Annotated in this window: 36 protein-coding genes; 34 read left to right on the top strand and 2 right to left on the bottom strand. The window is 61.7% G+C overall.

Going from position 1 to position 24148, the window contains the following annotated elements; translation table 11 throughout:
• Positions 1–86: 86 nt before the first annotated feature.
• The 32 genes from tuf to dsbD all read left to right on the top strand — a co-directional run bounded on the left by tuf (position 87) and on the right by dsbD (position 18639).
• Complete coding sequence (gene tuf / locus AB4Y44_RS29510) at positions 87–1277, top strand: elongation factor Tu (protein ID WP_028371383.1); 1191 nt, start codon at positions 87–89, stop codon at positions 1275–1277.
• Between the two features lie 137 nt (positions 1278–1414).
• Entirely contained in the window at positions 1415–1726 is a 312-nt protein-coding gene (gene rpsJ / locus AB4Y44_RS29505) for a 30S ribosomal protein S10 (RefSeq protein ID WP_017777154.1), read from the top strand.
• Between the two features lie 199 nt (positions 1727–1925).
• On the top strand, positions 1926–2585 hold the full coding sequence (rplC, locus tag AB4Y44_RS29500) for a 50S ribosomal protein L3 (RefSeq protein WP_052406167.1): 660 nt from the start codon (positions 1926–1928) through the stop codon (positions 2583–2585).
• A complete protein-coding gene (gene rplD, locus AB4Y44_RS29495; RefSeq protein WP_028206512.1) occupies positions 2585–3205 on the top strand; it encodes a 50S ribosomal protein L4 in 621 nt (206 codons plus the stop codon). The genes rplC and rplD overlap by 1 nt, the downstream gene beginning before the upstream one ends.
• The gene (gene rplW, locus AB4Y44_RS29490) at positions 3202–3516 is read left to right on the top strand and encodes a 50S ribosomal protein L23 (protein ID WP_028206513.1); all 315 of its coding nucleotides are present in this window, start codon (positions 3202–3204) and stop codon (positions 3514–3516) included. Before rplD ends, rplW begins: the two co-directional genes overlap by 4 nt.
• A 2-nt stretch (positions 3517–3518) precedes the next feature.
• The gene (rplB, locus tag AB4Y44_RS29485; protein WP_069268211.1) at positions 3519–4346 is read left to right on the top strand and encodes a 50S ribosomal protein L2; all 828 of its coding nucleotides are present in this window, start codon (positions 3519–3521) and stop codon (positions 4344–4346) included.
• A gap of 10 nt (positions 4347–4356) precedes the next feature.
• Entirely contained in the window at positions 4357–4632 is a 276-nt protein-coding gene (gene rpsS, locus AB4Y44_RS29480; RefSeq protein ID WP_006998484.1) for a 30S ribosomal protein S19, read from the top strand.
• A 12-nt stretch (positions 4633–4644) separates the two neighbouring features.
• On the top strand, positions 4645–4974 hold the full coding sequence (rplV, locus tag AB4Y44_RS29475; protein WP_004199272.1) for a 50S ribosomal protein L22: 330 nt from the start codon (positions 4645–4647) through the stop codon (positions 4972–4974).
• Positions 4975–4985: 11 nt separating this feature from the next.
• The gene (gene rpsC / locus AB4Y44_RS29470) at positions 4986–5780 is read left to right on the top strand and encodes a 30S ribosomal protein S3 (RefSeq protein WP_028213348.1); all 795 of its coding nucleotides are present in this window, start codon (positions 4986–4988) and stop codon (positions 5778–5780) included.
• 2 nt (positions 5781–5782) lie between these two features.
• A complete protein-coding gene (rplP, locus tag AB4Y44_RS29465; RefSeq protein ID WP_042269753.1) occupies positions 5783–6199 on the top strand; it encodes a 50S ribosomal protein L16 in 417 nt (138 codons plus the stop codon).
• A 10-nt stretch (positions 6200–6209) separates the two neighbouring features.
• The gene (gene rpmC, locus AB4Y44_RS29460; RefSeq protein ID WP_028206515.1) at positions 6210–6404 is read left to right on the top strand and encodes a 50S ribosomal protein L29; all 195 of its coding nucleotides are present in this window, start codon (positions 6210–6212) and stop codon (positions 6402–6404) included.
• On the top strand, positions 6401–6673 hold the full coding sequence (rpsQ, locus tag AB4Y44_RS29455) for a 30S ribosomal protein S17 (protein ID WP_028206516.1): 273 nt from the start codon (positions 6401–6403) through the stop codon (positions 6671–6673). Before rpmC ends, rpsQ begins: the two co-directional genes overlap by 4 nt.
• Before the next feature lie 346 nt (positions 6674–7019).
• Positions 7020–7388 carry a 50S ribosomal protein L14 gene (rplN, locus tag AB4Y44_RS29450; RefSeq protein ID WP_028206517.1) on the top strand — a complete coding sequence of 123 codons (369 nt, stop codon included), beginning with the start codon at positions 7020–7022 and terminating at the stop codon, positions 7386–7388.
• A 9-nt stretch (positions 7389–7397) separates the two neighbouring features.
• The gene (gene rplX, locus AB4Y44_RS29445) at positions 7398–7706 is read left to right on the top strand and encodes a 50S ribosomal protein L24 (protein WP_103706961.1); all 309 of its coding nucleotides are present in this window, start codon (positions 7398–7400) and stop codon (positions 7704–7706) included.
• A gap of 16 nt (positions 7707–7722) precedes the next feature.
• Complete coding sequence (gene rplE / locus AB4Y44_RS29440; protein ID WP_069268213.1) at positions 7723–8262, top strand: 50S ribosomal protein L5; 540 nt, start codon at positions 7723–7725, stop codon at positions 8260–8262.
• A gap of 7 nt (positions 8263–8269) precedes the next feature.
• Complete coding sequence (gene rpsN, locus AB4Y44_RS29435) at positions 8270–8575, top strand: 30S ribosomal protein S14 (protein ID WP_069268214.1); 306 nt, start codon at positions 8270–8272, stop codon at positions 8573–8575.
• Between the two features lie 14 nt (positions 8576–8589).
• Positions 8590–8985 (top strand): 30S ribosomal protein S8, encoded by a 396-nt coding sequence (rpsH, locus tag AB4Y44_RS29430; RefSeq protein ID WP_069268215.1) that lies wholly within the window; start codon positions 8590–8592, stop codon positions 8983–8985.
• A gap of 18 nt (positions 8986–9003) precedes the next feature.
• Positions 9004–9534: a 50S ribosomal protein L6 gene (rplF, locus tag AB4Y44_RS29425; protein ID WP_368701567.1), complete on the top strand. Its 531-nt coding sequence runs from the start codon at positions 9004–9006 to the stop codon at positions 9532–9534.
• A gap of 12 nt (positions 9535–9546) precedes the next feature.
• On the top strand, positions 9547–9912 hold the full coding sequence (rplR, locus tag AB4Y44_RS29420) for a 50S ribosomal protein L18 (protein WP_027819343.1): 366 nt from the start codon (positions 9547–9549) through the stop codon (positions 9910–9912).
• A gap of 14 nt (positions 9913–9926) precedes the next feature.
• Positions 9927–10445: a 30S ribosomal protein S5 gene (gene rpsE / locus AB4Y44_RS29415; RefSeq protein ID WP_028206522.1), complete on the top strand. Its 519-nt coding sequence runs from the start codon at positions 9927–9929 to the stop codon at positions 10443–10445.
• Positions 10446–10456: 11 nt separating this feature from the next.
• Positions 10457–10639, top strand: a complete 183-nt coding sequence (gene rpmD, locus AB4Y44_RS29410; protein ID WP_010106952.1) for a 50S ribosomal protein L30 — start codon at positions 10457–10459, stop codon at positions 10637–10639.
• 30 nt (positions 10640–10669) lie between these two features.
• Entirely contained in the window at positions 10670–11104 is a 435-nt protein-coding gene (rplO, locus tag AB4Y44_RS29405) for a 50S ribosomal protein L15 (RefSeq protein WP_028206523.1), read from the top strand.
• A 59-nt stretch (positions 11105–11163) separates the two neighbouring features.
• Positions 11164–12510: a preprotein translocase subunit SecY gene (secY, locus tag AB4Y44_RS29400; protein WP_028206524.1), complete on the top strand. Its 1347-nt coding sequence runs from the start codon at positions 11164–11166 to the stop codon at positions 12508–12510.
• Between the two features lie 8 nt (positions 12511–12518).
• A complete protein-coding gene (gene infA, locus AB4Y44_RS29395) occupies positions 12519–12737 on the top strand; it encodes a translation initiation factor IF-1 (protein ID WP_004521905.1) in 219 nt (72 codons plus the stop codon).
• Positions 12738–12758: 21 nt separating this feature from the next.
• Positions 12759–12875: a 50S ribosomal protein L36 gene (gene rpmJ / locus AB4Y44_RS29390; protein WP_027819338.1), complete on the top strand. Its 117-nt coding sequence runs from the start codon at positions 12759–12761 to the stop codon at positions 12873–12875.
• Between the two features lie 35 nt (positions 12876–12910).
• Positions 12911–13276, top strand: coding sequence for a 30S ribosomal protein S13 (gene rpsM / locus AB4Y44_RS29385; protein ID WP_028213337.1), 366 nt, complete (start codon positions 12911–12913; stop codon positions 13274–13276).
• A gap of 28 nt (positions 13277–13304) precedes the next feature.
• Positions 13305–13709 (top strand): 30S ribosomal protein S11, encoded by a 405-nt coding sequence (rpsK, locus tag AB4Y44_RS29380; protein ID WP_006052224.1) that lies wholly within the window; start codon positions 13305–13307, stop codon positions 13707–13709.
• A gap of 163 nt (positions 13710–13872) precedes the next feature.
• A complete protein-coding gene (gene rpsD / locus AB4Y44_RS29375; RefSeq protein ID WP_069268217.1) occupies positions 13873–14496 on the top strand; it encodes a 30S ribosomal protein S4 in 624 nt (207 codons plus the stop codon).
• A 124-nt stretch (positions 14497–14620) separates the two neighbouring features.
• Positions 14621–15598, top strand: coding sequence for a DNA-directed RNA polymerase subunit alpha (gene rpoA / locus AB4Y44_RS29370; RefSeq protein WP_254337073.1), 978 nt, complete (start codon positions 14621–14623; stop codon positions 15596–15598).
• Between the two features lie 128 nt (positions 15599–15726).
• Positions 15727–16119: a 50S ribosomal protein L17 gene (rplQ, locus tag AB4Y44_RS29365; RefSeq protein WP_027797304.1), complete on the top strand. Its 393-nt coding sequence runs from the start codon at positions 15727–15729 to the stop codon at positions 16117–16119.
• 248 nt (positions 16120–16367) lie between these two features.
• Positions 16368–16679, top strand: coding sequence for a divalent-cation tolerance protein CutA (gene cutA / locus AB4Y44_RS29360; protein ID WP_321927929.1), 312 nt, complete (start codon positions 16368–16370; stop codon positions 16677–16679).
• A complete protein-coding gene (gene dsbD / locus AB4Y44_RS29355; protein WP_368701566.1) occupies positions 16672–18639 on the top strand; it encodes a protein-disulfide reductase DsbD in 1968 nt (655 codons plus the stop codon). Before cutA ends, dsbD begins: the two co-directional genes overlap by 8 nt.
• Before the next feature lie 105 nt (positions 18640–18744).
• Here dsbD and hemB read toward each other — a convergent pair whose 3' ends face one another.
• Entirely contained in the window at positions 18745–19743 is a 999-nt protein-coding gene (gene hemB, locus AB4Y44_RS29350) for a porphobilinogen synthase (RefSeq protein ID WP_342924234.1), read from the bottom strand.
• Between the two features lie 395 nt (positions 19744–20138).
• Positions 20139–20798: a ribosome biogenesis GTP-binding protein YihA/YsxC gene (gene yihA / locus AB4Y44_RS29345; RefSeq protein ID WP_342924235.1), complete on the bottom strand. Its 660-nt coding sequence runs from the start codon at positions 20796–20798 to the stop codon at positions 20139–20141.
• Positions 20799–21036: 238 nt separating this feature from the next.
• Here yihA and AB4Y44_RS29340 point away from each other — a divergent pair, with 238 nt between their 5' ends.
• Positions 21037–21711 carry a c-type cytochrome gene (locus AB4Y44_RS29340; RefSeq protein WP_342924236.1) on the top strand — a complete coding sequence of 225 codons (675 nt, stop codon included), beginning with the start codon at positions 21037–21039 and terminating at the stop codon, positions 21709–21711.
• Between the two features lie 164 nt (positions 21712–21875).
• A complete protein-coding gene (locus AB4Y44_RS29335) occupies positions 21876–24113 on the top strand; it encodes a cytochrome c biogenesis protein ResB (protein ID WP_368701565.1) in 2238 nt (745 codons plus the stop codon).
• Positions 24114–24148 lie beyond the last annotated feature (35 nt).

Genomic DNA, 24148 nt, shown 5'->3' with positions numbered 1-24148 from the left:
CTCATTTGAGCACGCAGCGGGCCCGGCATGGACTGGGCCCGCGTAGCACAGTCACCGATTCATCACTTTTTTGAAAGAAGAGAAACATGGCAAAAGGTAAATTCGAACGGACCAAGCCGCACGTGAACGTGGGCACGATCGGTCACGTTGACCACGGCAAGACCACGCTGACGGCAGCGATCACGACGGTTCTGACCGCGAAGTTCGGCGGCGAAGCGAAGGCGTACGACCAGATCGACGCAGCGCCGGAAGAAAAGGCACGTGGTATTACCATCAACACCGCGCACGTCGAGTACGAAACGGCTAACCGCCACTACGCACACGTCGACTGCCCGGGCCACGCTGACTACGTGAAGAACATGATCACGGGCGCGGCGCAGATGGACGGCGCGATCCTGGTGTGCTCGGCCGCTGACGGCCCGATGCCGCAAACGCGTGAGCACATCCTGCTCGCCCGTCAGGTCGGCGTGCCTTACATCATCGTGTTCCTGAACAAGTGCGACATGGTCGACGACGCCGAGCTGCTCGAGCTGGTCGAAATGGAAGTGCGCGAGCTCCTGTCGAAGTACGACTTCCCGGGCGACGACACGCCGATCATCAAGGGTTCGGCCAAGCTGGCGCTGGAAGGCGACAAGGGCGAACTGGGTGAAGTGGCGATCATGAACCTGGCCGACGCACTGGACACGTACATCCCGACGCCGGAGCGCGCAGTTGACGGCGCGTTCCTGATGCCGGTGGAAGACGTGTTCTCGATCTCGGGTCGCGGCACGGTGGTGACGGGTCGCGTCGAGCGCGGCATCGTCAAGGTCGGCGAGGAAATCGAAATCGTCGGTATCAAGCCGACGGTGAAGACGACCTGCACGGGCGTGGAAATGTTCCGCAAGCTGCTCGACCAGGGTCAGGCAGGCGACAACGTGGGTATCCTGCTGCGCGGCACGAAGCGTGAAGACGTGGAGCGTGGCCAGGTGCTGGCCAAGCCGGGTTCGATCACGCCGCACACGCACTTCACGGCTGAAGTGTACGTGCTGAGCAAGGACGAAGGCGGCCGTCACACGCCGTTCTTCAACAACTACCGTCCGCAGTTCTACTTCCGTACGACGGACGTGACGGGCTCGATCGAGCTGCCGAAGGACAAGGAAATGGTCATGCCGGGCGACAACGTGTCGATCACGGTGAAGCTGATCGCTCCGATCGCGATGGAAGAAGGTCTGCGCTTCGCAATCCGCGAAGGTGGCCGTACCGTCGGCGCCGGCGTGGTTGCAAAGATCATCGAGTAAATCGAGTAGAATACTCGGCTCGCTGTAGAAGTTGATGTACCCAGGGACCACCTCGCGGCGCCTTGCCGCGAGGTGGTCCTGCGCTCTTTATATCGTCTGGCGGCGCAAGTCCGCCTCGCTCTTTTCAAGGAATCATCATGCAGAACCAAAAAATCCGTATCCGTCTGAAGGCTTTCGACTACCGTCTGATCGACCAGTCGGCTGCTGAAATCGTCGATACGGCGAAGCGCACGGGCGCCATCGTCCGCGGTCCGGTGCCGCTGCCGACGCGTATCCAGCGTTTCGACATCCTGCGTTCGCCGCACGTCAACAAGACGTCGCGCGATCAGCTCGAAATCCGCACGCACCTGCGCCTGATGGACATCGTCGACCCGACGGACAAGACCGTTGACGCGCTGATGAAGCTGGACCTCCCGGCTGGCGTGGACGTCGAAATCAAGCTGCAGTAAGAGCCTCCAGCGCCGCCAGAATCTTCGGGTGGTGCTAAGTCTTTGATTGCTTGCGGAAAACGAGGAAGGACGTTATACTTGACGTCTTTTCGCGCGTTTGCGCAAAAAATCGGTGTGTCCCTTCGAGCCTTTACCTCGTAAACATGCCGGTACTTTGTAAATTAGCCCCGACCAATCGCAGTCGGGAATGGAGAAAACGATGAGCCTTGGACTCGTAGGTCGCAAGGTTGGCATGACCCGTATCTTCACGGCCGAAGGGGATTCGATTCCCGTGACCGTGCTGGACGTGTCCGACAACCGCGTGACGCAGATCAAGACTGTTGAAACCGACGGCTACACGGCCGTGCAGGTTGCTTTCGGTACTCGCCGCGCATCGCGCGTGACGAAGCCGCTCGCAGGTCATCTCGCCAAAGCTGGCGTTCAAGCCGGTGAAATCCTCAAGGAATTCCAGATCGACGCCGCTAAGGCCGCCGAACTGTCCGCTGGCGCCGTGATCGGTGTGGAACTCTTCGAAGAAGGCCAGAAGATCGACGTGCAAGGCACCTCGATCGGTAAGGGCTACGCCGGTACCATCAAGCGTTACAACTTCGCTTCGGGTCGTGCTTCGCACGGTAACTCGCGCTCGCACAATGTGCCGGGCTCGATCGGTATGGCGCAGGATCCGGGTCGCGTGTTCCCGGGCAAGCGCATGACCGGTCACATGGGTGACGAAACCGTGACGGTGCAAAACCTCGAAATCGCCCGTATCGACGCAGAGCGCAAGCTGCTGCTGGTCAAGGGTGCCGTGCCGGGTGCAAAGGGCGGCAAGGTTTTCGTGACGCCCGCCGTCAAGGCGCGCGCCAAGAAAGGAGCGCAATAATGGAACTGAAGCTCCTGAACGCCAATGGTCAGGAAGGCGCAGCTGTTAACGCGTCGGACGTCGTGTTCGGCCGTGACTACAACGAAGCGCTGATCCACCAGATCGTTATCGCCTACCAGGCGAACGCGCGCAGCGGTAACCGCGCGCAGAAGGACCGCGAACAGGTCAAGCACACCACCAAGAAGCCGTGGCGTCAGAAGGGTACGGGCCGCGCTCGTGCCGGTATGTCGTCGAGCCCGCTGTGGCGTGGCGGTGGTCGCATCTTCCCGAATTCGCCGGAAGAAAACTTCTCGCACAAGGTCAACAAGAAGATGCATCGCGCAGGTCTCTGCTCGATCTTCTCGCAGCTGGCCCGCGAAGGCCGCATCTCGGTCGTCGAAGAGCTCTCGCTCGAAGCGCCGAAGACGAAGCTGCTGGCCGAAAAGTTCAAGGCCATGGGTCTCGAATCCGTGCTGGTCATCACCGACACGGTCGACGAGAACCTGTATCTCGCGTCGCGCAACCTGCCCCACGTGGCAGTCGTTGAGCCGCGTTTTGCCGACCCGCTCTCGCTGATCTACTTCAAGAAGATCCTGATCACGAAGGCAGCGGTCGCCCAGATCGAGGAGTTGCTGTCATGAGCGAGATTCGCAAGAACGATCATCGTTTGATGCAGGTCCTGCTCGCACCGGTGATCTCCGAAAAGGCGACGCTGGTTGCGGAGAAGAACGAACAAGTCGTCTTCGAAGTCGCGCCGGACGCGAACAAGCAGGAAGTCAAGGCTGCTGTCGAGCTGCTGTTCAAGGTGGAAGTCGAGTCCGTCAACGTGCTGGTCCAGAAGGGCAAAGCCAAGCGCTTTGGCCGCTTCAACGGCAAGCGCAAGGACGTGAAGAAGGCGTATGTCTGCTTGAAGCCCGGCCAGGAAATCAACTTTGAAGCGGAGGCCAAGTAATCATGGCAATCGTGAAAGTTAAGCCGACCTCGCCGGGTCGCCGCGCGATGGTCAAGATCGTCAACAAGGACCTCCATAAGGGCGCACCGTTCGCGGCGCTGCTCGAAAAGAAGTCCTCGACGGCTGGCCGTAACAACAACGGTCGCATCACGACGCGTCACCAGGGTGGCGGTCACAAGCAGCACTACCGTGTGATCGATTTCCGTCGTACGAAGGATGGCATCCCCGCGAAGGTGGAGCGTCTCGAGTATGACCCGAACCGTAGCGCGAACATTGCGCTGGTTCTTTACGCAGACGGCGAGCGCCGCTACATCATCGCGCCGAAGGGCGTGACGGTTGGCACGCAGCTGATGTCGGGTTCGGAAGCGCCGATCCGTGCAGGCAACACGCTGCCGATCCGCAACATTCCGGTCGGTACGACGATCCACTGCATCGAAATGCTGCCGGGCAAGGGCGCGCAAATGGCGCGTTCGGCTGGCACGTCGGCAATGCTGCTGGCACGTGAAGGCGTCTACGCGCAGGTTCGTCTGCGTTCGGGCGAAATCCGCCGCGTGCACGTCGAATGCCGCGCAACGATCGGTGAAGTCGGCAACGAAGAGCACAGCCTCCGTCAAATCGGCAAGGCTGGCGCGAACCGCTGGCGCGGTATCCGCCCGACGGTCCGTGGCGTTGCAATGAACCCGGTCGACCACCCGCACGGTGGTGGCGAAGGCAAGACTGCGGCTGGTCGCGACCCGGTGAGCCCGTGGGGCACGCCGACGAAGGGCTATCGCACCCGCAGCAACAAGCGCACGACGAGCATGATCGTCCAGCGCCGTCACAAGCGTTAAGGAGTAGGCAATGGCACGTTCTATTAAGAAAGGTCCGTTCTGCGACGCCCATTTGCTGAAGAAGGTTGAGGCGGCTGCAGCATCGCGTGACAAGAAACCGATCAAGACCTGGTCGCGTCGCTCGACGATCCTGCCGGACTTCATCGGCCTGACGATCGCCGTGCACAACGGCCGTCAACACGTTCCGGTGTATGTCACGGAAAACATGGTCGGCCACAAGCTTGGCGAGTTCGCACTGACCCGTACGTTCAAGGGTCACGCGGCCGACAAGAAGGCCAAGAAATAAGGGGCAATCAAGATGGAAGTGAAGGCAATTCATCGCGGTGCCCGCATCTCGGCGCAGAAGACGCGCCTTGTGGCTGACCAGATCCGCGGTCTGCCGGTCGACAAGGCACTGAACGTTCTGACGTTCTCGCCGAAGAAAGCGGCTGGCATCGTGAAAAAGGTTGTGCTCTCGGCGATCGCAAACGCGGAACACAACGAAGGTGCTGATATCGACGAGCTCAAGATCAAGAGCATCTACGTCGACAAGGCAGCTTCGCTGAAGCGTTTCACCGCGCGCGCCAAGGGCCGCGGCAACCGCATCGAGAAGCAATCCTGTCACATCACTGTGACGGTCGGGAATTAAGGAGCCATACGATGGGACAGAAAATTCATCCGACTGGCTTCCGTTTGGCCGTCAGCCGCAATTGGGCTTCGCGTTGGTACGCGAACAACAACAATTTCGCGGCGATGTTGAAGGAAGACATCGGTGTTCGTGAATACCTGAAGAAGAAGCTGAAGAACGCTTCGGTGGGCCGTGTTGTGATCGAGCGTCCGGCAAAGAACGCTCGCATCACGATTTACAGCTCGCGCCCGGGTGTGGTGATCGGCAAGAAGGGCGAGGACATCGAACTCCTCAAGGCCGAACTCCAGAAGCGCATGGGCGTTCCGGTTCACGTGAACATCGAGGAAATCCGCAAGCCGGAAACCGATGCTCAGCTGATCGCCGATTCGATCACGCAGCAGCTCGAGCGCCGCATCATGTTCCGTCGCGCAATGAAGCGCGCGATGCAGAACGCAATGCGTCTGGGTGCCCAGGGCATCAAGATCATGAGCGCCGGCCGTCTGAACGGTATCGAAATCGCACGTACCGAGTGGTACCGCGAAGGTCGAGTGCCGCTTCACACGCTGCGTGCCGACATCGACTACGCAACTTCGGAAGCGAAGACGACGTACGGCATCATCGGCGTGAAGGTTTGGGTCTACAAGGGCGACACGCTCGGCCGCAACGACGCACCGGTGGTGGAAGAAGTCGCCGAAGAAAAGCGTCCGCGCCGCAATGCGCGTCCGGGCGATCGTCGTCCGCGTCGTGATGGCGAAGGCGCACCGGGTGCCCGTCGTGGCGCACCGCGCCGTGGCGCCGCCGGCGGTGACGGCAAGAGTGGAGAATAACGATGCTGCAACCGAAACGCAGGAAGTATCGCAAAGAGCAGAAGGGTCGTAACACCGGTATCGCAACGCGCGGCAACGCCGTTTCGTTTGGTGAATACGGTCTGAAGGCTATCGGTCGTGGTCGCCTGACCGCGCGTCAGATTGAAGCAGCGCGTCGTGCGATGACGCGTCACATCAAGCGTGGCGGCCGCATCTGGATCCGTATCTTCCCGGACAAGCCGATCTCGCAAAAGCCGGCGGAAGTGCGTATGGGTAACGGTAAGGGTAACCCTGAGTACTACGTCGCCGAGATTCAGCCGGGCAAGATGCTGTATGAAATGGATGGTGTGTCCGAAGAACTGGCCCGTGAAGCCTTCCGTCTGGCTGCAGCCAAGCTGCCGCTGAAGACGGTCTTCATGGTTCGCCAGCTCGGCGCCTAAGGAGTGATTGATGAAGGCATCTGAACTTCTTCAGAAAGACAAGGCCGCGCTCGACAAAGAGCTGTCGGACCTCTTGAAGGCGCAATTCGGCCTGCGCATGCAACTCGCGACCCAGCAGCTCACGAACACGAGCCAGCTGAAGAAGGTTCGTCGCGATATCGCACGTGTGCGGACCGTCCTGACTCAGAAGGCGAACCAGAAATGAACGAAAGCGTGAAAACCTCGCTTAAGCGGACGCTGGTCGGCAAGGTCGTCAGCAACAAGATGGACAAGACGGTCACCGTCCTGGTCGAGCGCCGCGTCAAGCACCCGATCTACGGCAAGTACGTCGTGCAGTCGAAGAAGTACCACGCTCACGACGAAGCGAACACGTACAACGAGGGTGACCTCGTTGAAATCCAGGAAACCCGTCCTCTCTCGAAGACGAAGGCCTGGACCGTGTCGAAGCTGATCGAAGCAGCACGCGTCATCTAAAAGTGGCGCAACACCCCGGGGAGCAACTTCCCGGGGTGTAGAAGTAATTGAAATCGCTGAAGATTTCGCTTGCTAGACCAAGATTATCGAGTTATAGTCTTGGTCTTCCCTCTTTATGGGTTTGCTGTTGGCAAAGCGGCAGGCGGAAATAGGTGGGGAAGCAGATCCGGGCGCCAGTCCGGGTTAGCAAGATTCACCGGAATGCGATGGCCGGTTTCGTTTGCCGTCGCTGCTGTTCTTACCCAAGCAGCTGAGCGGTCGTTCTAGTGGCGGCGCGGCTGACGGGACCAAGACTGACCGGATGTGCCATGGTGGCGCGACCGGATTAAGTTGGGAAAGATAAACCATGATCCAGACCGAAACTCGGCTTGAAGTAGCCGACAACACGGGTGCACGTGAAGTCCTGTGCATCAAGGTGCTCGGCGGCTCGAAGCGTCGTTATGCCAGCATTGGCGACATCATCAAGGTGAGCGTCAAGGAAGCAACGCCGCGCGGGCGCGTAAAGAAGGGCGAAATCTACAACGCTGTTGTGGTTCGCACTGCGAAGGGCGTGCGCCGTCAAGACGGCTCGCTGATCAAGTTCGATGGCAATGCCGCCGTGCTTTTGAATACCAAGCTTGAGCCGATCGGCACCCGCATTTTCGGGCCGGTTACGCGTGAGCTGCGTAGCGAACGATTCATGAAGATCGTTTCGCTGGCGCCGGAAGTGCTGTAAGGAGCCGCGATGAACAAGATTCGCAAGGGTGACGAAGTTATCGTCGTTACCGGCAAAGACAAGGGCAAGCGCGGCGTCGTGCTGGCCATCGGCGCAGAGCGCGTCACTGTCGAAGGCATCAACATCGCGAAGAAGCATGTGAAGCCGAACCCCATGAAGGGTACGACGGGTGGCGTGGAAGCCAAGGCAATGCCGCTGGCTATCTCGAACGTCGCACTGGTCGACGCGAACGGTAAGCCGTCGCGCGTGGGCATCAAGGTCGAAGGGGACAAGAAGGTTCGTTTCCTGAAGACGACCGGTGCTGTTCTGAGCGCCTGACGCTGCGGAGTAAAAAATGGCACGTTTGCAAGAATTTTATAAAGAGAAGGTCGTTCCTGGCCTGATCGAGAAGTTCGGTTACAAGTCGGTCATGGAAGTGCCGCGCCTCACCAAGATCACCCTGAACATGGGTGTTGGTGAAGCCGTCGCTGACAAGAAGGTCCTCGAGCACGCCGTTGGCGACCTCACGAAGATCGCCGGCCAGAAGCCCGTCATCACGAAGTCGCGCAAGGCAATCGCCGGCTTCAAGATTCGCGAAGGCTACCCGATCGGCACGATGGTTACGCTGCGTGGCAATGCCATGTACGAATTCCTGGACCGTTTCGTGACGGTTGCGCTGCCCCGCGTGCGCGACTTCCGTGGCGTGTCGGGCAAGGCGTTCGACGGCCGTGGTAACTACAACATCGGTGTGAAAGAGCAGATCATTTTCCCCGAAATCGACTACGACAAGATCGACGCGCTGCGTGGGCTGAACATCAGCATCACGACGACCGCGAAGACCGACGAAGAAGCAAAGGCACTGCTCGCCGGCTTCAAGTTCCCGTTCAGAAACTGAGGTTACCGTGGCTAAACTGGCACTGATCGAACGTGAAAAGAAGCGCGCTCGTCTGGCAGCGAAATTCGCGCCGAAGCGCGCAGCGCTGAAGGCGATCATCGACGACCAAAGCAAGTCGGAAGAAGAGCGCTATTCGGCTCGCCTGGAACTGCAACAATTGCCCCGCAACTCGAACCCGACTCGCAAGCGTAACCGCTGCGCGCTCACGGGTCGTCCGCGTGGCACGTTCCGCAAATTCGGTCTCGCACGTAACAAGATTCGTGAAATCGCGTTCCGTGGTGAGATCCCTGGCATCACCAAGGCGAGCTGGTAATAGGAGAAACATAAATGAGCATGAGTGATCCTATCGCCGATATGCTGACTCGCATCCGCAATGCGCAGATGGTCGAGAAGGTTTCGGTTGCTATGCCCTCGTCGAAAGTGAAGATTGCGATTGCGCAGGTTCTGAAGGACGAAGGTTATATCGACGACTTCGCGGTGAAGACCGAAGGTGCGAAGTCGGAATTGAACATTGCGTTGAAGTACTACGCTGGCCGTCCCGTTATCGAGCGCATCGAACGCGTCTCGAAGCCGGGTCTGCGCGTGTACCGCGGCCGCAACGAAATCCCCCAGGTCATGAACGGCCTTGGTGTGGCGATCGTGTCGACGCCGAAGGGTGTGATGACGGACCGCAAGGCGCGCGCTACTGGCGTCGGCGGCGAAGTTATCTGCTACGTCGCTTAAGGCCTAAGGAGAAGAAACATGTCTCGAGTAGGTAAGAGCCCGATCGCGCTGCAAGGCGCAGAAGCGACGCTCAGCGACGAGAAGATTACCGTCAAGGGCCCGCTGGGTACGATTTCGCAAGCTGCGAACCGCCTCGTGAAGGTGGTGAACGACAACGGTGCGCTCAAGTTCGAGCCGACCGACGAAAGCCGCGAAGCCAATGCGATGTCGGGCACGATGCGCGCGATTGTCGCGAACATGGTGCAAGGCGTGACGAAGGGTTTCGAGCGCAAGCTGACGCTGGTTGGCGTTGGTTATCGTGCTCAAGCGCAAGGCGACAAGCTGAACCTGTCGCTGGGTTTCTCGCACCCCGTGGTGCACCAGATGCCGCAAGGCGTGAAGGCTGAAACCCCGTCGCAAACGGAAATCGTGATCAAGGGGATCGACAAGCAACAAGTTGGCCAGGTCGCTGCGGAAGTCCGCGGCTACCGCCCGCCGGAGCCCTATAAGGGCAAGGGTGTGCGCTACGCCAACGAGGTTGTGATCCTCAAAGAAACGAAGAAGAAGTAAGGGTGCGCAATCATGGATAAGACTCAATCTCGCCTGCGCCGCGCTCGTCAGACGCGTCTCAAGATCGCTGAGCTGCAGGTCGCGCGTCTGGCCGTGCATCGCACGAACACGCACATCTATGCACAAGTGTTCTCGCCCTGCGGCACCAAGGTGCTGGCCAGCGCGTCGACGCTCGAAGCTGAAGTGCGTGCGCAACTGGCTGACCAGTCGGGCAAGGGCGGCAATGTCGCCGCAGCCTCGCTGATCGGCAAGCGTATCGCAGAAAAGGCTAAGGCCGCCGGCATCGAATCCGTCGCCTTTGACCGCTCGGGTTTCCGCTATCACGGCCGCGTCAAGGCGCTGGCTGATGCTGCGCGCGAAGCCGGGCTCAAGTTCTAAGGAAGGAATTCGTCATGGCAAAGATGCAAGCGAAAGTTCAGGCTGACGAACGCGACGACGGCCTCCGCGAAAAAATGATTTCGGTCAATCGCGTGACCAAGGTCGTGAAGGGTGGCCGTATTCTCGGCTTCGCCGCACTGACCGTGGTTGGCGACGGTGATGGCCGCGTCGGTATGGGCAAGGGCAAGTCGAAGGAAGTGCCCGTTGCTGTCCAGAAGGCGATGGAACAAGCTCGCCGCAACATGTTCAAGGTGCCCCTGAAGAACGGCACCCTGCAACACGAAGTGCACGGCAAGCATGGCGCATCGGTCGTCCTCCTCGCTCCGGCGAAGGCAGGTACGGGCGTGATCGCCGGCGGCCCGATGCGCGCAGTGTTCGACGTGATGGGCGTGCAGAACGTCGTGGCCAAGAGCCACGGTTCGACGAACCCGTACAACCTCGTTCGCGCCACGCTGGACGGTCTGCGCAAGCAGTCGACCCCGGCTGACATCGCGGCGAAGCGCGGCAAGTCCGTCGAAGACATTCTGGGCTAAGGGTGGGCACCATGTCTGAAAAAACTGTCAAGGTTCAGCTCGTCAAGAGCCTGATTGGGACCCGCGAAACGCACCGTGCCACTGTGCGCGGTCTCGGCCTGCGCCGCCTGAACTCGGTCTCCGAGCTGCAGGACACGCCGGCTGTGCGCGGCATGATCAACAAGGTCTCGTACCTCGTTAAGGTCATCGGCTAAGCGGTCGACCAAAGACTCCAGGAGTTGAAAATGGAATTGAATAACCTGAAGCCGGCAGAAGGCGCGAAGCACGCAAAGCGTCGCGTCGGCCGCGGCATCGGCTCCGGCCTCGGCAAGACCGCTGGCCGTGGTCACAAGGGTCAGAAATCGCGTTCGGGCGGCTTTCACAAGGTTGGCTTCGAAGGCGGTCAAATGCCGCTGCAGCGTCGTCTGCCGAAGCGTGGCTTCACCTCGCTGACGAAGGAATTCGTCGGTGAAGTGCGCCTCGCCGACATCGAGAAGCTGCCGGTCGACGAAATCGATCTGCTGGCTCTCAAGCAGGCAGGCCTCGTTGGCGAACTGACCCGCAGCGCGAAGATCATCGCTACCGGCGAGATCAAGCGTAAGGTCGTCGTCAAGGGTCTGGGTGCGACGAAGAATGCGCGTGCTGCGATTGAAGCAGCAGGCGGTTCTTTTGCCGAGTGATTGTGAGTGGTGCGTGCGGGCTTGCCCGCCGTCACTAGCATCTGCATCGGAGAAGCTACTTGGCTAACAGCCCGAGTCTCGCAAAAACCGGTCGCAGCGCACCGAAGTTCGGCGACCTGCGTCGGCGTGCAGTGTTCCTGCTGCTGGCGCTGGTCGTTTATCGTATCGGCGCGCATATTCCGGTTCCGGGTATCGATCCGGACCAACTGGCGAAGCTCTTTCAGAGCCAGTCGGGCGGCATCCTTGGCATGTTCAACATGTTCTCGGGTGGCGCACTGTCTCGGTTCACGATCTTCGCGCTGGGTGTGATGCCGTATATTTCGGCGTCGATCATCCTGCAGCTGATGGCGATCGTCTCGCCGCAGCTGGAAGCGCTGAAGAAAGAAGGGCAGGCTGGACAACGCAAGATCACGCAGTACACGCGGATCTTCACGGTGGTGCTGGCGACGTTTCAGGCGTTCGGCATCGCGGTCGCGCTGGAAAACCAGCCCGGCCTCGTGATCGATCCGGGCATGGTGTTCCGCTTGACGACGGTCGTGACGCTCGTAACGGGCACGATGTTCCTGATGTGGCTTGGTGAGCAGATCACGGAACGCGGGCTTGGCAACGGTATCTCGATCATCATCTTCGGCGGGATCGCGGCAGGCTTCCCGAATGCGCTCGGTGGGCTTTTCGAACTGGTTCGCACCGGCTCGATGAGCATCATCTCGGCGATCATCGTGGTCGTTCTGATCGCAGCCGTGACGTACCTGGTGGTGTTCATCGAACGCGGCCAGCGCAAGATCCTCGTGAACTATGCGAAGCGCCAGGTCGGTAACAAGATTTACGGCGGGCAGTCGTCCCACCTGCCGCTCAAGCTGAACATGTCGGGTGTGATTCCGCCGATCTTCGCGTCGTCGATCATCCTGTTCCCGGCAACCATCCTGAACTGGTTCAGTTCGGGTTCGCGAACCGGCTGGTTTGCGGACACGCTGCACAATGTGGCCGAAGCCCTCAAGCCTGGCCAGCCCGTGTACGTGTTGCTGTATGCGTTGGCGATCGTGTTCTTCTGCTTCTTCTACACCGCACTGGTGTTCAACAGCAGGGAAACGGCCGACAACCTGAAAAAGAGTGGCGCGTTCGTACCTGGCATCCGTCCGGGCGATCAGACGGCACGCTATATCGACCGCATCCTCACGCGTCTGACGCTGGCCGGTGCGATCTATATCGTGTTCGTTTGCCTGCTGCCGGAGTTTCTGGTGCTGCGCTGGAATGTGCCGTTTTATTTTGGTGGAACGTCGCTGCTGATCATTGTCGTCGTCACAATGGACTTCATGGCGCAGGTGCAGTCGTACGTGATGTCGCAACAATATGAATCGCTGCTCAAGAAGGCCAACTTCAAGGGCGGCGGCGTCCCGATGCGTTAAAAGGACCTATGGCCAAAGACGATGTAATCCAGATGCAAGGCGAGGTTATCGAAAACCTCCCCAACGCGACCTTCCGGGTGAAGCTGGAAAACGGCCATGTCGTTCTGGGACATATTTCCGGAAAGATGCGGATGCACTACATCCGCATCCTCCCGGGCGACAAGGTGACGGTTGAGTTGACGCCTTACGATCTGTCGCGTGCGCGGATCGTGTTCCGGGCGAAGTGATTTAGGAAAAAGGGTAATATCATGAAAGTGATGGCATCGGTAAAGCGCATTTGCCGCAACTGCAAAATCATCAAGCGCAACGGCGTCGTTCGCGTGATCTGCAGCTCGGACCCGCGCCACAAGCAGCGCCAAGGCTGATTAGCGCGCTTGCGCTTTTTGTTTGAGGAAAAACAATGGCTCGTATTGCAGGGGTTAACATCCCGAACCACCAGCACACCGAAATCGGCCTGACGGCAATTTTTGGTGTTGGCCGCACGCGTTCGCGCAACATCTGCGTGGCCGCCGGTGTGCCGTTCAACAAGAAGGTCAAGGACCTGAACGACGCGGATCTGGAAAAGCTGCGTGAGGAAGTGGGCAAGTTTGTCGTCGAAGGCGATCTCCGCCGTGAAGTGACGATGAACATCAAGCGCCTGATGGACCTCGGCTGCTACCGCGGCGTGCGCCATCGCAAGGGCCTGCCCCTGCGTGGCCAGCGTACGCGTACCAACGCACGTACGCGTAAGGGTCCGCGCCGCGCAGCACAGTCGCTGAAGAAGTAAGCGGAACTGAAAGTTACAGGAAAACGTAATGGCTAAGGCTTCGAACAACTCCGCGGCGCAACGCGTTCGCAAGAAGGTTAAGAAGAACGTCGCCGAGGGCGTGGTTCACGTTCACGCGTCGTTCAACAACACGATCATCACGATCACCGACCGTCAAGGCAACGCGCTTGCCTGGGCAACGTCGGGCGGTCAGGGCTTCAAGGGTTCGCGTAAGTCGACGCCCTTCGCAGCTCAGGTCGCAGCCGAATCGGCTGGCCGTGTTGCAATGGAATACGGCGTCAAGAACCTCGAAGTGCGTATCAAGGGCCCCGGCCCGGGTCGCGAATCGGCGGTGCGCGCGCTGCATGGTCTTGGCATCAAGATCACCGCGATCTCCGACGTTACGCCGGTCCCGCACAACGGCTGCCGTCCGCCGAAGCGCCGCCGTATCTAAGGCGTCGTTTTAGCCGAACGCCTGAGCCGCCGGAAACGGCGACCCAGGCTCTCGGCGTTATTGAATTGACTAAGTCCACCGTTCGGTTCAAAGAGCCGGACTAGCGCGAAGGCCGGGTTTTCCCGTTTAGCCCTCGCGTGATCAATTATCGAAGGAAAGCAACGTGGCACGTTATATCGGCCCGAAGGCCAAGCTGTCCCGCCGTGAAGGCACCGACCTCTTCCTGAAGAGCGCACGCCGCTCGCTCGCCGACAAGTGCAAGCTCGACAGCAAGCCGGGTCAGCACGGCCGCACCTCGGGCGCACGTACGTCCGACTACGGCACGCAGCTCCGCGAAAAGCAGAAAGTGAAGCGCATCTACGGCGTGCTCGAGCGCCAGTTCCGCCGCTACTTCGCGGAAGCTGACCGTATCAAGGGCAACACCGGCGAAAACCTGCTGCAACTGCTCGAATCGCGTCTCGACAACGTCGTGTACCGCATGGGCTTCGCTTCGACCCGCGCTGAAGCGCGTCAGCTCGTGAGCCACAAGGCGCTCACGGTGAACGGCGTCGTTTCGAACATCCCGTCGATGCAAGTGAAGGCTGGCGACGTCGTCGCAATTCGCGAAAAGGCGAAGAAGCAGGCGCGTATCGTCGAAGCCCTCTCGCTCGCAGAGCAAGGCGGCATGGCAGGTTGGGTGTCGGTCGACGCGAAGAAGTTCGAAGGCACGTTCAAGAGCATGCCTGAGCGCAGCGACATCGCTGGCGACATCAACGAAAGCCTGATCGTCGAATTGTATTCGCGGTAATCGGATTGACGGCCGGGGTAACCTCTGTGCTTCGCGCAGGAGGCGGCCTCGGCCGTTTTTTTCAGGTTGTTGCCATCTCAGCCTTATCGGTGTAACGAGCCGAGGGTATTGAAAAGGAAAACCTATGCAAACCAGTTTGCTGAAACCCAAGATCATCGCTGTGGAATCGCTCGGCGACAACCACGCGAAAGTGGTCATGGAGCCGTTCGAACGCGGTTATGGCCACACCTTGGGTAACGCGCTCCGGCGCGTGCTGCTGTCGTCGATGGTGGGCTACGCGCCGACCGAAGTGACGATCGCAGGCGTCGTGCACGAATACTCGACGCTCGATGGTGTGCAAGAGGATGTGGTCAACCTGCTGCTGAACCTGAAGGGTGTCGTTTTCAAGCTGCATAACCGTGACGAAGTGACGGTTACGCTGCGCAAGGAAGGCGAAGGCGTTGTCACCGCTGGCGACATCGAACTCTCGCACGACTGCGAAGTGATCAACCCGGATCACGTGGTTGCGCATCTGACGAAGGGCGGCAAGCTCGACGTGCAGATCAAGATCGAAAAGGGCCGTGGCTACGTGCCGGGCAACGTGCGCCGTTACGGCGACGAGTCGGCCAAGATCATCGGCCGCATCGTGCTGGACGCGTCGTTCTCGCCGGTTCGCCGCGTGAGCTACGCCGTGGAAAGCGCGCGTGTCGAACAGCGTACCGACCTCGACAAGCTCGTGATGAACATCGAAACCAACGGCGTGATCTCGCCTGAGGAAGCGATCCGCCAGTCGGCCCGCATCCTCGTGGATCAGCTGTCGGTGTTCGCGGCGCTGGAAGGCACGGAAACGGCCGCGGAAGCGCCTTCGCGCGCCCCGCAGATCGACCCGATCCTGCTGCGTCCGGTGGACGATCTCGAACTCACGGTTCGCTCGGCGAACTGCCTGAAGGCCGAGAACATCTACTACATCGGCGATCTGATCCAGCGCACCGAGAACGAGCTGCTCAAGACCCCGAACCTGGGCCGCAAGTCGCTCAACGAGATCAAGGAAGTGCTCGCTTCGCGCGGTCTCACGCTCGGCATGAAGCTCGAAAACTGGCCGCCGGCTGGTCTCGACAAGTAAGAAGTCTGGCACGGACGCGGATTTTCCTTTAGAATCCGCGTCTTGCCTTTTTCACGTACCGGCCCGTGCCTCGATAGTTGCGAGGCGATAGAAGAGCTGGACCAAAACTTTGTTTCAAGGAAATTGAAATGCGTCACCGTCATGGTCTGCGGAAACTGAACCGCACGAGCAGCCACCGTCTGGCAATGCTCCGTAACATGTCCAACTCGCTCATCGAGCACGAAGTCATCAAGACGACGCTGCCGAAGGCGAAGGAACTCCGTAAGGTTGTCGAGCCCCTCATCACGCTGGGCAAGAAGCCGTCGCTCGCAAACCGTCGTCTGGCGTTCAACCGCCTGCGCGATCGTGACTCGGTCACGAAGCTGTTCGACGTGCTCGGTCCGCGTTTCGCGAACCGTCCGGGCGGCTACCTGCGTATCCTGAAGTTCGGTTTCCGTGTTGGCGACAACGCACCGATGGCACTGGTCGAACTGCTCGACCGTCCGGAAGTCGCGGAAGAGAACGTCCAGGAAGCGGAATAAGCTTTCCGTCGCTCGATCCCCGGATTGAGCGGCATGCGAAAAAGCCAGGCCTAGCCTGGCTTTTTTGTTTTCGGGCGCGGATGAAAGTGCGTTGAAGCGTGTTTACCGGTTGCAGTCCCCTTTTGCCTCACGGTGCACGAGAGAAGCCGGTCGGCGCCGATGGTACGATTACGTTCTGCCCCGAAGCCCGTTTGCCGTCGCACGCGGGCGCCACGCCGGAGTTCGTCGTGACCCTCAATGTGACCCTGATGCTGACTACGGTGCCCGACGAGGGCGCCGCCGAAACGCTCGCCGCCGGGGCGCTCGCGCAGCGCCTCGCCGCGTGCGTGACGCGCCTGGGCGCCGTCCACTCGCAGTATCACTGGCAGGGCAACATCGAGTCGGGCAACGAGATCCAGCTGCTCTTCAAGACGAGCCTCGCCCGCGCGGCCGAGCTCGAACAGTTCATCCAGACCCAGCATCCCTACGAGACGCCCGAGATTCTCTCGTGGCAAGCCACGGCGTCGAATGCCTACGGGCAATGGGTCAATGCCGAGACTCAGCGCACCCTTCATGTCTAACCGCTTCGATCGGCGCTCGCGCGCCGCGCCGTACGCTTCGCTGTCCGGCTTTCTCCTGCTCGTCTGCGCTCTGCTGCCGATGCTGATCGGTGCGTCGCTCGCGCGTGCGGCCGACGACGACTTCCTGCCGCCCGACCAGGCCTTTACGTTCAGCGCGAGCGAAGCGCCGGGCATGGTCGACGTGCACTTCAAGATCGCCGACGGCTACTACATGTACCGCGAGCGCTTCGCCTTCGTCGCGCGCAACGGCACGGCACAACTGGGCGAGGCGCAGATCCCGCCCGGCCACGTGAAGTTCGATCCGACCTTCCAGAAGAACGTCGAAACCTATCGAGGCGAGCTGACGATCCGCGTGCCGGTGCAAAAGGCGAGCGGTCCGTTCGATCTCGCGGTGACATCGCAGGGCTGCGCCGATGCGGGCATCTGTTATCCACCCGCGGAACACGTGTTCCACGTCAGCGGCGCGGCTTTGCAGGCCGCGACGGCTGGCCAGAGCCCCGTGCCGGGCGCAGCGAACCCGACGCCCACGCCCCAGCCGCACACCAGCGCAGCACCCGCAGCAGGCGACACCGAGGAGCCCTGGTACGAGCGCGCCACGAGCGCCGACTACGCGCAATCGCTGCTACAAGGCGGCGGCTTTTTCGCCGTGGTCGGCCTGTACTTCGTGGCCGGCATGGTGCTGAGCCTCTTGCCCTGCTCGTACCCGATGATCCCGATCCTGTCGGCGATCATCGTCGGTGAGGGCGCCCGCGTCACGCGCTCGCGCGGCTTCGCGCTCTCGTTCGTCTACGTGCTCGGCATGGCGCTCGTCTACACGGTGCTGGGCATTGCCGCTGCGCTGGTCGGCCAGAGCCTTGGCGCTTGGCTGCAGAACCCGTGGGTGCTGGGCGTGTTCGCGGTGCTCCTGACCGCGTTCGCCGTCATGCTGATCGCCGGCTACGACATCGCGCTGCCGCAGCGCTGGCAGGACGGCGCCTCGCGCGCCACCCAGGGCCGTTCCGGCGGCAAATTCGCCGCCGTCGCCGTGATGGGCGCGCTTTCCGCGCTCGTGGTGGGCGCCTGCATGACCGCGCCGCTCTTCGCGGTGCTGGCGTTCATCGCGCACACGGGCAACGCCGTGCTGGGCGGCGCGGCACTCTTTGCCATGGGCCTCGGTCTCGGCGTCCCGCTGATGATCCTCGGCCTCGGCGCGGGTTCGCTGCTGCCGCGTGCGGGCACATGGATGGATGGCGTGAAGGTGTTCTTCGGCGTCGTGCTGCTCGCGGCCGCGCTGTGGATCGTCTGGCCGGTGCTCGGCGCCACCGCGCAGATGCTGCTCGCCGCCCTCTGGCTGCTGCTCGCGGCCGCCGCGCTCGGGCTTTTCACGCCGAACGCAGGTGCGGTTAACGTCTGGCGGCGCCTTGGGCGTGGTCTCGGCGCGGCGTTCGCGATCTGGGCCGCGACGCTGATCGTCGGTCTTGCGGCGGGTTCGACGGATCCGCTGCGTCCGCTCGCGGTGCTGGCCGCGCGCGTGGGCGGCGCGAGCGATGTTGCCGCTGCCGGCGCGGCGCAGTCCGCCGGCGCCAACGAAGCGAACGCGTTGGTCTTCGCGCCCGTGCGCTCGCCTGCGCAACTCGACGCGGCGCTCAAGACCGCGGGCAAGCCGTCGATGCTCGACTTCTACGCCGACTGGTGCGTGAGCTGCAAGGAAATGGAGAAGTTCACGTTCAGCGACCCGCGTGTGCAGGCGCGCCTCGCGGAGCTGGGGCTGCTGCGCGCCGATGTGACCGCCAACAATTCGGACGACCAGGCACTGCTCAAGCGCTTCGGCCTCTTCGGACCGCCGGGCATCATCTTCTTCGATACGCAAGGGCACGAAGTACTGCGCGTGGTCGGCTACGAGAATGCCGACCGCTTCCTCGCGCGCCTCGATCGCGTGGCGGCGCCGGCGCCGCAGACGCCAGCAGCGCCATCGACCTGATTGGCCTGACCGGCGGCCTTGCGCGTGTGCGAGAACGCGCATCGGCCCAAAAGCAACAAGGCACGTCCGCGGACGTGCCTTTTTTTCATGCGATGCGTGCGGCGCTTACTTCTGTGCGCGCAGCAAACGCGCGGCGTCGAGCGCAAAATACGTGAGGATGCCGTCGGCGCCCGCGCGCTTGAACGCGAGCAGCGATTCCATCATCACCTTGTCGTGATCGAGCCAGCCGTTCTGCGCGGCGGCCTTGAGCATGGCGTACTCGCCGCTCACCTGGTACACGTAGGTCGGGAAGCGGAATTCATCCTTCACGCGGCGCACGATGTCGAGATACGGCATGCCGGGCTTCACCATCACCATGTCGGCGCCTTCCTCGATGTCGAGGCGCACTTCGCGCAGCGCCTCGTCGGAGTTCGACGGGTCCATCTGGTAGGTCATCTTGTTGCCCTTGCCCAGATTCGATGCCGAGCCCACGGCATCGCGGAACGGACCATAGAACGCCGAAGCGTATTTGGCCGAGTACGCCATGATGCGCGTGTGGATGTGGTTCTCGCTTTCGAGCATCTCGCGGATCGCACCGATGCGCCCGTCCATCATGTCCGAAGGCGCGACGATATCGACGCCGGCTTCCGCCTGGGCGCGTGCCTGCGCGACGAGGATCTCGATGGTCTCGTCGTTGATGACGTAACCGTTCTCGTCGAGCACGCCGTCCTGGCCGTGGCTCGTGTACGGGTCGAGCGCGACGTCGCACAGCACGCCGAGCTCGGGGAAACGCTTCTTCAGTTCGCGCACGGCGCGCGGAATCACGCCGTCGGGGTTCGTCGCCTCGATGCCATCGGGCGTCTTGAGCGCCGGATCGACAACGGGGAAGAGCGACAGCACCGGAATGCCGAGTTCGACGCACTGTTCGGCGACGCCCATCAGCAGATCGATCGACACGCGTTCGACGCCGGGCATCGACGGCACGGCTTCGCGCACGTTGTTGCCCGCAATAACGAATACGGGGTAGATCAGGTCGTTCGTGGTGAGGAGGTTTTCGCGCATCAGACGGCGCGAGAAATCGTCACGTCGCATGCGGCGCGGACGATGATGCGGATAGAAGCTCATGTCGGCGGATATCTTGAAACGGGATGGGTCCCGGGGCGCAGGAAACTTTTCGGGACAATGGTATATCATACCGATCGAGCGAGGCGCCTGGCGCCGAGCTCCCCGCTTCTCCTCCCTGAGCGGGTGCCTGTCGTTTTTCGATAAGGCTGTTTAACCCGCCGGAAACCACGGCGGGTTTTTTTATGTGCGCCGGAAGGGGCGTAGCAAGACCCGCGGCGCAGGCCGGAAAGGGCGCTTATGCCCGGCGTTGGCGTGGTCTGTGTGCGCTAGCGCACATAACGCGGCAGATGCCGCGCCGGCGCTGCGAAAAGATCTGATGAATGCGCGTGAAAAGCCCGACGGTGTGGGCTTTTGCACGATTGAGGGCCGGCCTGAAGCGACTGACCCGAGGGGCGTTACTCCGCTTGCGCGTCGGTTTCGCCGACAGATGCCTGCGGCACGATCCAGCTCTCGATCACGGCGTGCGCCTCGTCGAGCCCCACGCGCTTGAGCGCCGAAAAGAGCTGGGCGCTCAGCTTCCCTTCGTAACCTTGCTTGCTGTACTCGTCGAACGCCTTGCTGGTCGTACGCAGCGCGAGCACGCTTTCCTGACGCGTCAATTTGTCGCACTTCGTAAGGAGTGCGTGGATCGGTTTGCCCGTAGGCGCGAACCACTCGATCATGCGGCGGTCGAGGTCGGTGAGCGGGCGGCGGGCGTCCATCATCAGGATGAGGCCGGAGAGTTGCGCGCGCGTTTGCAGATAAAGCGAAAGCAACTGCTCCCAGTGCGCCTTCGCAGCGGCCGGCACTTCGGCGTAGCCGTAGCCGGGCAAGTCGACGAGATAGCCCGCGGGTTCGTCGGCGGGGCCGACCGAGAAGTAGTTGATATGCTGGGTGCGGCCTGGCGTCTTCGAGGCGAAGGCGAGCCGCTTCTGGTTGCACAGCAGATTGATGGCGGTGGACTTGCCGGCGTTCGAACGGCCGGCGAACGCAACCTCGGGCCGCGCCGTAGCGGGCACGTCGCGCAGATGATTCACCGTCGTGAAGAAGCGGGCTTGGTGCAGCAGGAAGGCCATCGGAAAAGGACCACAATGTGAGACAACGCGGCGGGTGGCCCGCCGGGCCCGGAAGTGCCCGGGATGGATTCTGGGATATCGGGGGCAGGCCCGACTGGCGCCGTGGCGCCTTGCGCGCTATTGTACAATGCGATGGTTTACTGAATACCAGCAAGGCCGGCGCGGGCCTTTCGAGGTAGATCGGTCGCTGTCGTACATTGCAGAACCTGATTCCCACAAGACGAAACAAGGTGCGCGAATGAATCGACTGGGCAAGTGCTTGAAGGTGTTCGAGAGTGCGATAGCGTCAGGTCTTACAGCAGGTTTATTCATGATGGCGGGGCAGGCAAACGCGGCGGATCAGGGAACGCCGGCCAAGCCCGACGTCGCCCGGGGGCAAGCCATTGCCGCGCAGGTGTGCGCGGCCTGTCACGCGGCCGACGGCAACAGCACCGGCGGCGCGTATCCCAAGCTCGCCGGCCAGCACGCCGACTATCTCGTCAAGCAACTCAAGGACTTCAAACCGCAGCCCGGCGGCAAGCCGGCGGCGCGCGCAAACCCCATCATGGCCGGCTTCGCTGCCGCCCTGTCAGACCAGGATATGATCAACGTCGCAGCCTGGTTCGCCTCCCAGACACCCAAACCCGGCTACGCGCGCGACGCGAAGACCGTGCCGTTCGGCCGGTCGATCTGGCGGGGCGGCATCGCCGACAAGGGAGTGCCGGCCTGTGCGGCGTGCCACGGACCCACGGGTCAGGGGATTCCGATCCAGTATCCGCGCCTCTCGGGCCAGTGGTCGGAGTATATCGTTGCACAGCTCAATGCTTTCCAGCAGGGCACGCGTAACAATAACGATCCGATGCGAACCATCGCGCACCGGCTCTCGGACGACGAGATCAAGGCCGTTGCCGATTACGCGGCCGGCCTGCATTGAGCGCAGCAGGTTTGCCGCGCGGTTGATCAGCAGTTTCACGGCGCGGCCGGCCGGAAAACAAGAAAAGGGTGAGGGCGTCGTCACGCTGACGGCGCGCCTGCACCCTTTTTTGCTGTAGCGCCTGATCGGCAAGAAAGCAGCAAGAGCGAAAAAGCGGAGTTTGAATGAGCGTCACCACGCAGGGTTTGCAGTTGAATGTTCGCCAGAAGGCGGTGAAAAGCGCCGTCGAGCTGATCAGCTCGATGCGCTTCGCGATTGCGCTGCTCGTCGTGCTCGCCATCGCGAGCATCGTCGGCACGGTACTCACGCAGGACGACCCGTACCCGAACTACGTCAACCAGTTCGGCCCCTTCTGGGCCGATATCTTCCGCTCGCTGAGCCTCTATACGGTCTACAGCGCGTGGTGGTTCATGACGATCCTCGGCTTTCTCGTGGTGTCGGTCTCGCTGTGCGTGATCCGCAACGCGCCGAAGATGCTCGCCGACATGAAGAGCTGGAAGGACAAGGTCCGCGAAGGCAGCCTGCGCGCGTTCCATCACAAGGGCGAGTTCGCGGTGGAGGGCGGCTCGCGCGAGCAAACGGCCGCCACGCTCGGCAAGCTGGCGGTGCGCATGGGCTACCGGTTCGTCACGCGCGAGAGCGAGGGCGCCACGCTGATCGCGGCCAAGCGCGGTGCGCTCACGAAGATCGGCTACATCTTCGCGCACCTCGCGATCGTGATCATTTGCCTCGGCGGCCTGCTGGACAGCAATCTGCCGATCAAATTCCAGATGTGGCTGTTCGACAAGACGCCGATCCGCAGCAACGCGGTCATCAACGACATTGCGCCCGAGCACCGGCTCTCGCAGTCGAACCCAACGTTCCGCGGCTACGCCTGGGTGCCCGAGGGCCAGTTCGTCTCCACGGCCATCCTCAACCAGCCCGACGGCTCGCTGATCCAGGACTTGCCGTTCTCGATCCAGCTCAACAAGTTCATCGTCGATTACTACTCGACCGGCATGCCCAAGCTGTTCGCGAGCGACATCGTCGTGATCGACCACAAGACGGGCCAGCGCATTCCGGCGCGCATCGAGGTGAACGAGCCGTTCGAGTACGACGGCGTGTCGATCTATCAGTCGAGCTTCCAGGACGGCGGCTCGCAGATGTCGATGACGGCGTGGCCCATGTCGGGCGCCAGCGCGAAGCACTTCCCGTTCGGCGGCACGATCGGCAATTCGGCGCCGCTCGCGGTGCCCGCTGGCCAGACGGTGCCGGGCGTGGATGGTCAGACCATCGAATTCGCGGACTTCCGCGCGATCAACGTCGAGAACATCTCGAACGGCAGCGGCGCGAACGACGCGCGCGGCGTGGCGCACCAGTCGCTCAAGGAAGCGTTCGACGAGCGCCTCGGCTCCGGTGCGAAGAGCTCGAAGCCGCTCGACCTGCACAACGTCGGCCCCTCGGTGCAGTACAAGGTGCGCGACAAGAACGGCCAGGCGCGCGAGTACAACAACTACATGCTGCCCGTGGACGTGGGCGGCGGCGATCGCATGTTCCTTGCGGGCATGCGCGAGAATCCCGACGATCCGTTCCGCTACCTGCGTATTCCCGCCGACACCGGCGGCACGCCGAAGGAGTGGATGATGCTGCGCGCGGCCTTCGAGGACCCCGCCTTGCGCGCGCAGGCCGCGAAGCGCTTCGCCGCGCGCTCGGTTCCCGATTCGAACCGCGAGCTGCAACAGCATCTCGAAGACAGCGCCGAGCGCGTCTTGACCCTGTTCGCGGGATCGGACGCCCCGCAGGCAGGCGCTGCGGGTGCTGCGGGCGCCGCAGGCGGCTTCCAGGCCGTGGCCGCGTTCATCGACAAGTCGGTGCCGAAGGAGCAGCAGGAAAAGGCGGCGAGCCTTCTGCTGCGCATGCTCGAGGGTGCGACATGGGACCTCTGGCAGCTCGCGCGCGAGCAGGCCGGCGAGCCCGACCTGAAGCCCGATGCCGACGCCGCGCGCTTCGTACAGGACTCGATCAACGCAATTTCCGACAGTTTCCTGTATGGATCTCCTGTCTATCTACAGCTCGATTCATTCAAGCAGGTGCAAGCTTCGGTATTTCAGTTGACGCGCGCGCCGGGCAAGAAAGTCGTGTATCTTGGCAGCCTGTTGCTCGTGCTCGGCATCTTCTCGATGTTCTACGTGCGTGAGCGGCGTCTGTGGTTCTGGCTGAAGGACCGGAAGGGTCAGGACGGTCAGGACCACGGCGTCGACGTCATCATGGCGATGTCGACCGCCCGCCGTACCCTCGACTTCGAGAAGGAGTTCGCCCGTACCCGCGACGCGGTCGGCCGTGCGCTAGGCGCGGCGCCGCAAACGGGCACCGCGGACAATGCGGGCGACACGAACGGCAGCGGCACGGACCGTGCGCCCTGATCCACGCACGTGATTGCAGCCACTCACGATCAACA

It is taken from the genome of Paraburkholderia sp. BR10937 (assembly GCF_040965695.1).
Lineage (GTDB): Bacteria > Pseudomonadota > Gammaproteobacteria > Burkholderiales > Burkholderiaceae > Paraburkholderia.
Note: the sequence above shows the minus strand (reverse complement) of the source record. Positions and strands in the feature narration are given on the sequence as shown.

Bases quoted from the DNA above. Each gene is read 5' to 3' on its own strand.
- rplP (WP_042269753.1), top strand. From the start codon at position 5,783: ATGCTGCAACCGAAACGCAGGAAGTATCGCAAAGAGCAGAAGGGTCGT.
- dsbD (WP_368701566.1), top strand. From the start codon at position 16,672: ATGTCTAACCGCTTCGATCGGCGCTCGCGCGCCGCGCCGTACGCTTCG.
- infA (WP_004521905.1), top strand. From the start codon at position 12,519: ATGGCCAAAGACGATGTAATCCAGATGCAAGGCGAGGTTATCGAAAAC.
- rpsH (WP_069268215.1), top strand. From the start codon at position 8,590: ATGAGCATGAGTGATCCTATCGCCGATATGCTGACTCGCATCCGCAAT.
- rpsE (WP_028206522.1), top strand. From the start codon at position 9,927: ATGGCAAAGATGCAAGCGAAAGTTCAGGCTGACGAACGCGACGACGGC.
- rplC (WP_052406167.1), top strand. From the start codon at position 1,926: ATGAGCCTTGGACTCGTAGGTCGCAAGGTTGGCATGACCCGTATCTTC.
- hemB (WP_342924234.1), bottom strand. From the start codon at position 19,743: ATGAGCTTCTATCCGCATCATCGTCCGCGCCGCATGCGACGTGACGAT.
- rplD (WP_028206512.1), top strand. From the start codon at position 2,585: ATGGAACTGAAGCTCCTGAACGCCAATGGTCAGGAAGGCGCAGCTGTT.
- rplX (WP_103706961.1), top strand. From the start codon at position 7,398: ATGAACAAGATTCGCAAGGGTGACGAAGTTATCGTCGTTACCGGCAAA.
- rpsJ (WP_017777154.1), top strand. From the start codon at position 1,415: ATGCAGAACCAAAAAATCCGTATCCGTCTGAAGGCTTTCGACTACCGT.
- rpmJ (WP_027819338.1), top strand. From the start codon at position 12,759: ATGAAAGTGATGGCATCGGTAAAGCGCATTTGCCGCAACTGCAAAATC.
- rpsC (WP_028213348.1), top strand. From the start codon at position 4,986: ATGGGACAGAAAATTCATCCGACTGGCTTCCGTTTGGCCGTCAGCCGC.
- rplN (WP_028206517.1), top strand. From the start codon at position 7,020: ATGATCCAGACCGAAACTCGGCTTGAAGTAGCCGACAACACGGGTGCA.
- rplB (WP_069268211.1), top strand. From the start codon at position 3,519: ATGGCAATCGTGAAAGTTAAGCCGACCTCGCCGGGTCGCCGCGCGATG.
- tuf (WP_028371383.1), top strand. From the start codon at position 87: ATGGCAAAAGGTAAATTCGAACGGACCAAGCCGCACGTGAACGTGGGC.
- rplO (WP_028206523.1), top strand. From the start codon at position 10,670: ATGGAATTGAATAACCTGAAGCCGGCAGAAGGCGCGAAGCACGCAAAG.
- rpsK (WP_006052224.1), top strand. From the start codon at position 13,305: ATGGCTAAGGCTTCGAACAACTCCGCGGCGCAACGCGTTCGCAAGAAG.
- rpsQ (WP_028206516.1), top strand. From the start codon at position 6,401: ATGAACGAAAGCGTGAAAACCTCGCTTAAGCGGACGCTGGTCGGCAAG.
- rplE (WP_069268213.1), top strand. From the start codon at position 7,723: ATGGCACGTTTGCAAGAATTTTATAAAGAGAAGGTCGTTCCTGGCCTG.
- rplV (WP_004199272.1), top strand. From the start codon at position 4,645: ATGGAAGTGAAGGCAATTCATCGCGGTGCCCGCATCTCGGCGCAGAAG.
- rplR (WP_027819343.1), top strand. From the start codon at position 9,547: ATGGATAAGACTCAATCTCGCCTGCGCCGCGCTCGTCAGACGCGTCTC.
- rpmC (WP_028206515.1), top strand. From the start codon at position 6,210: ATGAAGGCATCTGAACTTCTTCAGAAAGACAAGGCCGCGCTCGACAAA.
- rpmD (WP_010106952.1), top strand. From the start codon at position 10,457: ATGTCTGAAAAAACTGTCAAGGTTCAGCTCGTCAAGAGCCTGATTGGG.
- AB4Y44_RS29340 (WP_342924236.1), top strand. From the start codon at position 21,037: ATGAATCGACTGGGCAAGTGCTTGAAGGTGTTCGAGAGTGCGATAGCG.
- rplF (WP_368701567.1), top strand. From the start codon at position 9,004: ATGTCTCGAGTAGGTAAGAGCCCGATCGCGCTGCAAGGCGCAGAAGCG.
- rpoA (WP_254337073.1), top strand. From the start codon at position 14,621: ATGCAAACCAGTTTGCTGAAACCCAAGATCATCGCTGTGGAATCGCTC.
- rpsS (WP_006998484.1), top strand. From the start codon at position 4,357: ATGGCACGTTCTATTAAGAAAGGTCCGTTCTGCGACGCCCATTTGCTG.
- rpsM (WP_028213337.1), top strand. From the start codon at position 12,911: ATGGCTCGTATTGCAGGGGTTAACATCCCGAACCACCAGCACACCGAA.
- rplW (WP_028206513.1), top strand. From the start codon at position 3,202: ATGAGCGAGATTCGCAAGAACGATCATCGTTTGATGCAGGTCCTGCTC.
- AB4Y44_RS29335 (WP_368701565.1), top strand. From the start codon at position 21,876: ATGAGCGTCACCACGCAGGGTTTGCAGTTGAATGTTCGCCAGAAGGCG.
- cutA (WP_321927929.1), top strand. From the start codon at position 16,368: ATGCTGACTACGGTGCCCGACGAGGGCGCCGCCGAAACGCTCGCCGCC.
- yihA (WP_342924235.1), bottom strand. From the start codon at position 20,798: ATGGCCTTCCTGCTGCACCAAGCCCGCTTCTTCACGACGGTGAATCAT.
- rplQ (WP_027797304.1), top strand. From the start codon at position 15,727: ATGCGTCACCGTCATGGTCTGCGGAAACTGAACCGCACGAGCAGCCAC.